The sequence below is a fragment of the Paenibacillus filicis genome, from assembly GCF_038070315.1.
Classification (GTDB): domain Bacteria; phylum Bacillota; class Bacilli; order Paenibacillales; family NBRC-103111; genus Paenibacillus_G; species Paenibacillus_G filicis.
Genome location: NZ_JBBPCC010000020.1, coordinates 147886 through 156405 on the forward strand (window position 1 = coordinate 147886; position 8520 = coordinate 156405).

Below are 8520 nucleotides of genomic sequence, written 5' to 3' on the forward strand. Positions count from 1 at the left end.
CGTTTCACCTCGTCTCATTTCCCACTAAATTCCTTTCCTCCTGGCAGGGAAGCTGCTTCCGCATGTCGAATTGGGGAGGTACTATGAGAAGTTAGTACTACCGTCTGCAGCGGCTTTCGCTACAATGGAACCAATAAGACATCGCGAGAGCCAAGGAGGATTCGGCATGCAGAGACGCGAGGTTAAGATTGTAGGGACGGGCAAATATTTGCCTGCCGTTCGGGTAACGGCGCAGGAGATGGACCGGCGGCTTGGAGTGCCCGATGGCTGGGTGCTGAAGAAGTCGGATGTGGCCGTTCGTTATTTTGCCGGTACGGAGAAGGCCTCGGAGATGGGAGCGAGAGCAGCCGAGGCGGCGCTGTGCTCCGCGGGCCTGACGTTTACCGACATCGATTGTCTGGTGTGCGCGAGCGGGACGATGGAACAGCCGATTCCGTGCACGGCTGCGTTGATACAGAAGGCGATGGGCCAAGGGCGCTCCGGGGTTCCGGCGCTGGATATTAATACGACCTGTCTGAGCTTTGTAGCGGCTCTGGACATGGTTTCTTATATGGTAGCGGCGGGACGGTACCGCCGTGTACTGATCGTATCGTCAGAGATCGCATCCAAGGGTCTGAACTGGCATCAGAAGGAAAGCACGGCTTTATTCGGGGACGGGGCAGCCGCCGTCGTGATGGAGCGCGTCTCTGCCGGAGAGTCCTCTTGCATTCTGCAAGCTGCCATGGAGACGTATGGAGATGGAGCGGCCTTCTCGGAAATTCGCGGGGGCGGCAGCGCGCTTCCGGCCAGCCTCTATGAGCCAAGCGAAGAGGAACATTACGCGTTCGATATGAACGGGGCCGGCATCTTCCGGATGGCGTCCCAGCTATTGCCCTCCTTTCTCGACCGTCTGCTGGCTGCTGCGAACATGAGCATCGGGGATTTCAAGCTTGTCATTCCGCATCAGGGGAGCGCGATGGCGATGCGTCTGCTGAGCAGGAAGCTGAAGATCTCCGACGAGCAGCTGATGTACATCACCCCGGATCACGGGAATACGATAGCGGCTTCGATCCCGATGGGGCTGCATGAGGCTGTGAAGCAGGGCCGCATCGAGCGCGGTGATTCGGTGCTGCTGCTCGGCACATCCGCAGGCTTGTCTCTGGGAGGGTTGGCTTTTGTATACTGAGCGGGGGAAGGTGCTGCTCACAGGCGGAAGGGCCCCGGCGGCGTTGGAGCTGGCCCGGCAGTTGGCGGCGGACGGCTGGCATGTAGCGGTGGCCGAGAGCACGGAGCGGCACTTGTGCCGAGCGTCCAAGGCGGTCAAGGAGTTTTTTCGCGTTCCTCCGCCTGTCCAAGGCGTAACGGCCTATATCGAGGCGCTGTTGCAAATTGTGCAGCAAGAGAAGATCGACTGGCTGATCCCGACCTGCGAGGAAATTTTCTATATCTCGGCCGGTCTGGAGCGGCTGAGCCCGTACTGCCGTGTCATGACGGTGCCGCTTGGCCAGCTCGGCCGGCTGCATAGCAAGTGGGCCTTCATCCGGCGCGTGGAGGAGATGGGGCTGGCGGTTCCGGCTACGGTGAGACTGGTTCCCGGAGACGAGGCGAGCTATGCCGCTTGTCTGGAAGCGCTTGAGCAGGACGACTACGCGGACGGCGTCGTACTGAAGCCGGAGTTTTCACGGTTCGCCGCTAAGGTCCGACGCTTTGAGCGTTTGGCGGAGGCGCGGAGGTTCATTCGGAAACTCCATGATCAGGCTGTGGCGGAGAGCAAGCGGAGCTTGCGCCATACTTCCTTTTCTACGGAGCATAGGGAAACTGATGATAAAGCAGGGTCAGATTCGAACATACCGGGTGACGGGAGCAGGGACGGAGCGATGGAGTCTCATCCTCCCGTGTGGGTCGTTCAGCGCTTGATCCGCGGACGCGCCTTGTGTACATACGGGGTCGCGCATGACGGACAGCTGCGCGCACATGGGGCTTATGAATCCAGCTATACCGCCGGGCAAGGGGCGACGATTTATTTCGAGTCGATTGCGCACACAGCACTGTTGGAATGGGTGAAGCGATTCGTGTCTGAAGAAGGGTTCAGCGGCCAGATCGCTTTTGATTTCATCGAAGACGGGCAGGGTGTGCTGTACCCGCTCGAATGCAATCCCCGTGCGACTAGCGGGGTCCATTTGTTCCGCCCGGGCGATGGCCTGGCACAGGCCTTGCTGCCGGATAGCCGAAGCACGTCCTATGTTTCGTTGATCCAGCCACGGCCCATGGCCCGGGCGATGCTGGCGCTGCCGATGCTGGCCTATGGCCTGCGCGCGGACTTGTCCTGGACGGGGCTCAGCATGTGGCTGCGGCGGTTCCGTCAGGCCGGAGATGTCGTATACCGCAGAAGTGACCCCGCGCCTTTCTTCGAACAGGCGAGAATGCTGTGGGGGATGGGGAGAGCGGCGTGCGCCCAAGGTCTGACGCTCATGGAGGTCTCCACCGCCGATATCGAATGGAACGGAGGCCCGATGCGATGAGAGCGCTCGTGACCGGCGCTACCGGATTCCTCGGCGGACATCTGGCGAGACGGCTGCGCGATCTCGGCTGGGAGGTTACGGCGACAGGACGCAGCGAGAAGCTTGGCGGGCAGCTGCAGCAGGAGGGGATCCGTTTCGTGAGGGCGGATCTTACGGATCAGGAGCGGCTGCGGCTGTTGTGCACCGGTCAGGATGCGGTGTTTCACTGCGGAGCGATGTCGGCGGCATGGGGCCGGTACAAGGAGTTCTATGCGAGCAACGTACTCGGGACGAGCCATGTTGTGGAAGGCTGCTTGGAGCATGGCGTCCGCAGGCTGGTGCATGTGTCGACGCCGAGTGTTTATTTTGGCACGGTGCACCGTTTGAACGTTGCGGAGCATGATCCGCTTCCTGTACGTCAGGGGAGTGCATATGCCCGTACCAAGCGACTGGCGGAGCAAGTCGTAGAGCAAGGGGTGCGCAGAGGGCTGCCTGCTATTACGCTGCGTCCTCGGGCCCTATTCGGTCCGGGAGACCGGACGATTCTGCCCAAGCTGATCCAGGCGAACGCGAAGCGTGGCGTGCCCATGATCGACGGGGGCCAGGGTCTTGTGGATCTGACTTATGTCGGCAATGCGGTCGATGCGCTGGTGCAGGCTTACGAGTCGCCCGATCAGGCACTGGGCGGTATCTATAATATTACGAACGGCGAACCGATGCCGCTGGCGGCTGCAGCGAGGCTCCTGTTCGCCAGACTCGGCGTCCCGCTGCGGACCGTGAAGCTGCCGTTTCGGGCGGCTTACGGGCTGGCCGCTGTGCTGGAGCTGGCCGCCGCCGTCAGGCCGGGAGCTGGTGAGCCGATGCTGACGCGCGCTACGGTAGGTATGCTGGGGCGCAGCCAGACGCTCGATATCCGTCAGGCCAGACAGGTGCTCGGCTATGAGCCGAGGGTGAGCGTGGCGGAAGGTTTGAATGAATTTGCACGGTGGTGGGAGGAACAGAATCATGAAGCTTGAATTGCTTGACCGGCTGATGCCTGCGCTTGAGAAGCGGCCGCCCCGGGTGAAGCTGCGCTTGTTTACCTCTGGAAGCTGCCGGCATCCGGAGTGGGTGACACTGAGAGGCGGCGGACTCCGGCCTGTCACGATTCCGGCCATGTGGGCTTGTATTGAGCATCCGAGCTATGGATGGATTTTGTTCGATACGGGATATGCGGCCCGTTTCCTTGAGGCGACCAGCCGCCTGCCTGAGAAGCTGTACCGGATGATGACGCCAGTTCAATTCCTGTCTGAGGAGAGTGCAGCCGAGCAGCTGCGCCGTACTGGCATCGATCCTGCACAGGTCGGGAAGATTGTAATCTCGCACTTCCATGCGGATCATGTGGCAGGATTGCGGGATTTTCCGAACGCCCGTTTTATCTACAACCCGGTTGCATATGAAGCGGTCAGAGAGCTAACTGGACTCAGCGCGCTGCGCCGTGCGTTCCTGCCGGAGCTGCTCCCTGAAGATTTTGAATCCCGCTCGGACACGCTCGCATCCGCACCGGTCATCACCCTGCCTCCCGAGCTGGGGTTTCCATTCCCATCGGCCCGGGATGTGCTAGGTGACGGGAGCCTGCTGGCGGTAGACCTGCCGGGTCATGCGGACGGGCAGATCGGTTTGCTGCTGGCTACGGAGCTTCATACGTATTTTCTGTGTGCGGACGCGGCATGGTCGAGCCGGGCCTACCGCGAGGCAAGGCCTCCGCATCCGCTGGCCGGGGTGATCATGCCCAGCCGGTCTGACTATAGGGAAAGCTTCGGCCGAATTATCCAATTCCACCGGCAGTTTCCCGAGGTGCGGATCATTCCATCGCATTGCGCGGAAGCGAGCAGCCGATGGACCCCCGGAAGGGGGACTTTGCTATGAGATTGGACCGCTTGCGTATCGCAGCCCATTACGTTCATGCTCGCTACGGACGCCGATGGACGGGCCGTGCCGCCCTGGAGCGGTGGCAGCATGCCTGTATCATCCAGCACATCGAGCGGATCAGGCTGTCCTCCCCGTTCTATAGGGAGCTCTGGGGAGACCGTTCTGCTGCTGAGTGGGCGCAGTATCCAGTGATCGACAAATCGGTCATGATGGCTGAGTTCGACCGGCTAAATACAGCAGGGATTAGTCGGAAGGCAGCATTCCGGCTTGCCCTGGAAGCGGAGCGCACGCGTGACTTTACGCCTGCGATCGGCGATATTACCGTCGGCATGTCCTCGGGCACCTCGGGCAGCCGGGGGTTATTTCTCGTCAGCCGCCGCGAACGGCTCGCCTGGGCGGGAACGGTGCTGGCCCGGGTGCTTCCGGGATCTTTGCTTGGCCGCCATGCGATAGCCTTTTTCCTGCGGGCTGACAGTAATCTGTATGGAACCGTCCAGGGAGGCAGGCTGGACTTTCGCTTCTACGATCTGCTGGATCCGATGGACCGCCACATCGCAAGGTTAAATGAGCAGCGCCCGACTGTACTGGTCGGCCCTCCGTCGATGCTGCGTCTGCTGGCGGATGCCATGCGTGCGGGCCGGCTCCATATCCGGCCCCGGCGAGTCGTCGGGGTGGCGGAGGTGCTGGAGGAGATCGATAGACCTGTTATCGAGGAGGCGTTCGGTCAGAGGCTCCACCAGGTGTACCAATGTACCGAGGGCTTTCTTGGAGCGACTTGCGAGCATGGAACGCTTCATCTGAACGAAGATATCGTCGCTATACAGAAGGAATATATCGACGCAGGCTCCGGCAGGTTCGTGCCGGTTGTGACCGATTTCTCCAGAACGACGCAGCCGATCATCCGTTACCGGCTCAATGATGTGCTCACCGAGCAGAAGGATTCGTGTCCCTGCGGCTCGGTGCTCCAGGCGATCCGGCGGATTGAGGGGCGCTGTGACGATATTTTTCATTTAACCGCACTGACAGGGGACAGCAGGGTGGCCGTATTCCCTGACTACATCAGCCGTGCGATTATGTCCGCTTCCGAACAGGTAGAGGCCTATCATGCCGTTCTGCTGGACGGAGAGGTGCTGGAGCTCTCGCTGCAGGTGAAGGAGGAAGCCTGGCTGGCCGAGGTGAAGGAGAGGGTGGCGGGAGCACTGGCACAGCTCTGCAGCAGGGTGGGCTGCCGCCTGCCCGAGCTCCGATTCCGCCCCTATGACTTCGTGCCTGGGGAGCGGAAGCTGCGGCGTATCGAGAGGAGGAGTGGCTCATGAGCAGGGCCGGACAGCTAGGACTGAATGAAGGGACAGCTGAGCCGATGGAGTGGCCGAACGATGAGCAGGGACGCTATGCGGAACAGTTCCTGCGTCCTCTGTTGGAACAGTCCGTCTCAGCCTATATCTGCAATGTGGAAACGTCGCTTCACATCTTGAGCGTATCCGGGCATGCCGTTCCGGTGACGGTCAACGACACGCAGTACGACAGCTCCTATGTGTGCTCTCCATATACGCACTATGTCACTTATGCCAAGGAAGAGTTGAGACTGGTGGGGCTCCATCGTCTGCAGGCTCCGTTATCGGCATTGTTGAATCTGATTGGGCTTCTATTCAAGGCAACCCGATTCAACCGTGTTGTACAGATCAACAATTGGCTGCTGTCGACGAATTTATACCCGGACATGCCGGCAGAGGAGTGGCTCCCGGCTATTGGCCTTCTGCGCGACCGGTTCCCCGATCACACGCTCATCTTCCGTTCGCTGAATCGTACGACCCATGCGCTGCTCATCGACGAGCTGGTCAAGCAGGGCTTCCGCCTGGTTCCGAGCCGGCAGATTTATATGCTGAGGCCTTCGGATGAAGCCTCCCTAACGGCTAAGGCCCGCTGGCTGGTGAAGCGGGATTACGGACTGCTCGGCAAGCGAGGATACGAGCGCGTCGGTCCAGACGACCTCACGGAGGCTGATATTCCCCGGCTGGCAGAGCTGTACCGGGCCTTGTATCTGGATAAATATTCAGCATGCAATCCGCAGCTCACGGATCGCTTTTTTGCGCTGGCGCTGAGCAAGAGGCTGCTGGAGTTCCACGCGCTGCGAAATGTGAAAACGGGCCGGATCGACGCGGTGCTTGGTTACTTCAGCCGGAATGGAGTGATGACTACGCCGGTATTCGGCTATGATACCTCTCTGCCCCAGGAGGTCGGCCTGTACCGGATGTTGTCGGCGGTGCTGCTGGATATTGCCCGGAACAATGGTTGTCTGCTGCATGAGAGCTCCGGTGCTGCACAATTCAAGCGTAACCGCGGGGCCGTTGCGGAGATTGAATATTCCGCCGTCTATGACAGGCATTTGCCTGTCGTACGCAGAGCCGGATGGTCGGTGCTGCGCGTTGTATTGAATAAGCTGGGGGTTCCGCTGATGCGCCGGTTTAAGCTATAAAAAGGGATGCCAAACACGATTTCGGGCCAAGGTGTCGACGATTTGCAGATTTTTTTCACGGTTTCATGGTCAAATGCCCAGGTTATTGCATAAACTGTAATGTCATTTTGTTCCGGCAGCACAGAGCGCGAAACTGAAGGAGGTTTACTCATTTGAAAATCCATATCGTGAAGAAAGGCGATTCTCTTTACAGTCTCTCCCAGAAATATGGGGTGGAGCTTGATAAGATTATTGCTCTAAACCCGCAAATTTCGAACCCGGATGTCCTGGAAATCGGCTTGAAGGTGAAGATTCCCAATGAACCCAAACCGGTATCCCCCCCCAACGACTATCTGTATAAGCATGCGGTCGTCCAGGGAGATACGCTGTGGAAGCTGGGGAAGGCCTGGAATGTGCCGCTGGCGGATATGGTCGCCGCCAATCCGCAATTGAAAAACCCGAATGTCCTGATGACCGGAGATGTCGTGTACATCCCCAAGCAAAAATCCGAATCGGGCTCGCACGGTCATGGCCACGGTCACGGTCATGGTCATGCTCACGGTCACGGGCACGATCACGCGGGTCACAAGACGGAGACGTCCGTTCAAGGTCACGCCGGGCATCATAAAGTCGACAACTCGGCCCATCAAGCGCCGCCGAAGATTGACAACTCGGCTGTACCTGTAGCTCCGCTGCCCGTCGAAGCTACACCGGTGTCGGAGCTGCCGCCCGCACCGGTGATCCCTGAGACGAAGCCAGTTGAGGAGAAGCCGGTTGAAGCGAAGCCAGTCGAAGAGAAGGCGGTCGAAGCGAAGCCAGTCGAGAATAAGCCAGCTCCCGTTCCAAACGAAAAACCTAATATTCATATCAATGAAAAGCTGAATGTCAAGGTTAACGAAGTGTTCAATGTGGAGTCTTTGGTTCAGCCAAATATTGCGCCAAATGTACAGCCGAACATTCAGCCTAACGTATTGCCGACTCCTAACCTGGGTCCGGCACATGCCGGTAACTTGCCTCCGGCAACAGACTTGTTCCAGCAATTCCAGGTACCGGCAACCAAGGCAGGTGCTCTCCCCTATGCGAAGGAGCCCGAGCTTCCCGTGTTTCCGAACATGCATGTGCAAAGTGCTGAGGCCAATGAACCGAATCACTGGCCTCAGGTTCAAGCTCAAGCTGCATATCCTGGATTCCCGGGTTGGGGCCCGAATGCCCATGTCGGGAGTGATTGCGGCTGCGGGCAGCCTCATCTGCCTTATGCGCTGTCGCCTGTTGCTCAATTTCCGAATGCTGCGCCGAACGCCTATCATCCGACAGCCGTGAGCCCTGAGGCACAGTGGCCGAATGCTTTTAACCCGACAGCGGTAAGCCCGGCCATAGAATGGCCAAATGCATACCATCCGACAGCGGTGAGTCCCGCAGCCGAATGGCCAAATGCGTACAACCCGACAGCGGTAAGCCCAGCGTCTGAATGGCCGAACGCGTACCATCCGACGGCGGTAAGCCCCGCAGCCGAATGGCCAAATGCATACCATCCGACGGCGGTAAGCCCCGCAGCCGAATGGCCAAATGCATACCATCCGACGGCGGTAAGTCCCGCAGCCGAATGGCCGAACGCGTACCATCCGACAGCGGTAAGTCCCGCAGCCGAATGGCCAAATGCATACCATCCGACGG

7 protein-coding genes are annotated in these 8520 nt (G+C 59.4%); all 7 read left to right on the forward strand.

The genetic code is table 11. The annotated features are described in order from the left end of the window. The first annotated feature begins 166 nt into the window (after positions 1–166). The gene (locus tag WMW72_RS26080; protein ID WP_341418513.1) at positions 167–1165 is read left to right on the forward strand and encodes a beta-ketoacyl-ACP synthase III; all 999 of its coding nucleotides are present in this window, start codon (positions 167–169) and stop codon (positions 1163–1165) included. Then, the gene (locus tag WMW72_RS26085; RefSeq protein WP_341418514.1) at positions 1155–2501 is read left to right on the forward strand and encodes an ATP-grasp domain-containing protein; all 1347 of its coding nucleotides are present in this window, start codon (positions 1155–1157) and stop codon (positions 2499–2501) included. Before WMW72_RS26080 ends, WMW72_RS26085 begins: the two co-directional genes overlap by 11 nt. Continuing rightward, positions 2498–3496: an NAD-dependent epimerase/dehydratase family protein gene (locus WMW72_RS26090; protein ID WP_341418515.1), complete on the forward strand. Its 999-nt coding sequence runs from the start codon at positions 2498–2500 to the stop codon at positions 3494–3496. The genes WMW72_RS26085 and WMW72_RS26090 overlap by 4 nt, the downstream gene beginning before the upstream one ends. Beyond that, a complete protein-coding gene (locus tag WMW72_RS26095; protein WP_341418516.1) occupies positions 3486–4388 on the forward strand; it encodes an MBL fold metallo-hydrolase in 903 nt (300 codons plus the stop codon). The genes WMW72_RS26090 and WMW72_RS26095 overlap by 11 nt, the downstream gene beginning before the upstream one ends. Beyond that, entirely contained in the window at positions 4385–5707 is a 1323-nt protein-coding gene (locus tag WMW72_RS26100) for a F390 synthetase-related protein (RefSeq protein ID WP_341418517.1), read from the forward strand. The genes WMW72_RS26095 and WMW72_RS26100 overlap by 4 nt, the downstream gene beginning before the upstream one ends. Continuing rightward, positions 5704–6867: a GNAT family N-acetyltransferase gene (locus WMW72_RS26105; protein WP_341418518.1), complete on the forward strand. Its 1164-nt coding sequence runs from the start codon at positions 5704–5706 to the stop codon at positions 6865–6867. Before WMW72_RS26100 ends, WMW72_RS26105 begins: the two co-directional genes overlap by 4 nt. Positions 6868–7019: 152 nt before the next feature. Continuing rightward, a partial coding sequence (locus WMW72_RS26110) for a LysM peptidoglycan-binding domain-containing protein (RefSeq protein WP_341418519.1) occupies positions 7020–8520 on the forward strand: 1501 nt, incomplete at its 3' end.

Coding starts and splice junctions, on each gene's coding strand:
- WMW72_RS26080 (WP_341418513.1), top strand. CDS start 167: ATGCAGAGACGCGAGGTTAAGATTGTAGGGACGGGCAAATATTTGCCT.
- WMW72_RS26090 (WP_341418515.1), top strand. CDS start 2,498: ATGAGAGCGCTCGTGACCGGCGCTACCGGATTCCTCGGCGGACATCTG.
- WMW72_RS26095 (WP_341418516.1), top strand. CDS start 3,486: ATGAAGCTTGAATTGCTTGACCGGCTGATGCCTGCGCTTGAGAAGCGG.
- WMW72_RS26100 (WP_341418517.1), top strand. CDS start 4,385: ATGAGATTGGACCGCTTGCGTATCGCAGCCCATTACGTTCATGCTCGC.
- WMW72_RS26105 (WP_341418518.1), top strand. CDS start 5,704: ATGAGCAGGGCCGGACAGCTAGGACTGAATGAAGGGACAGCTGAGCCG.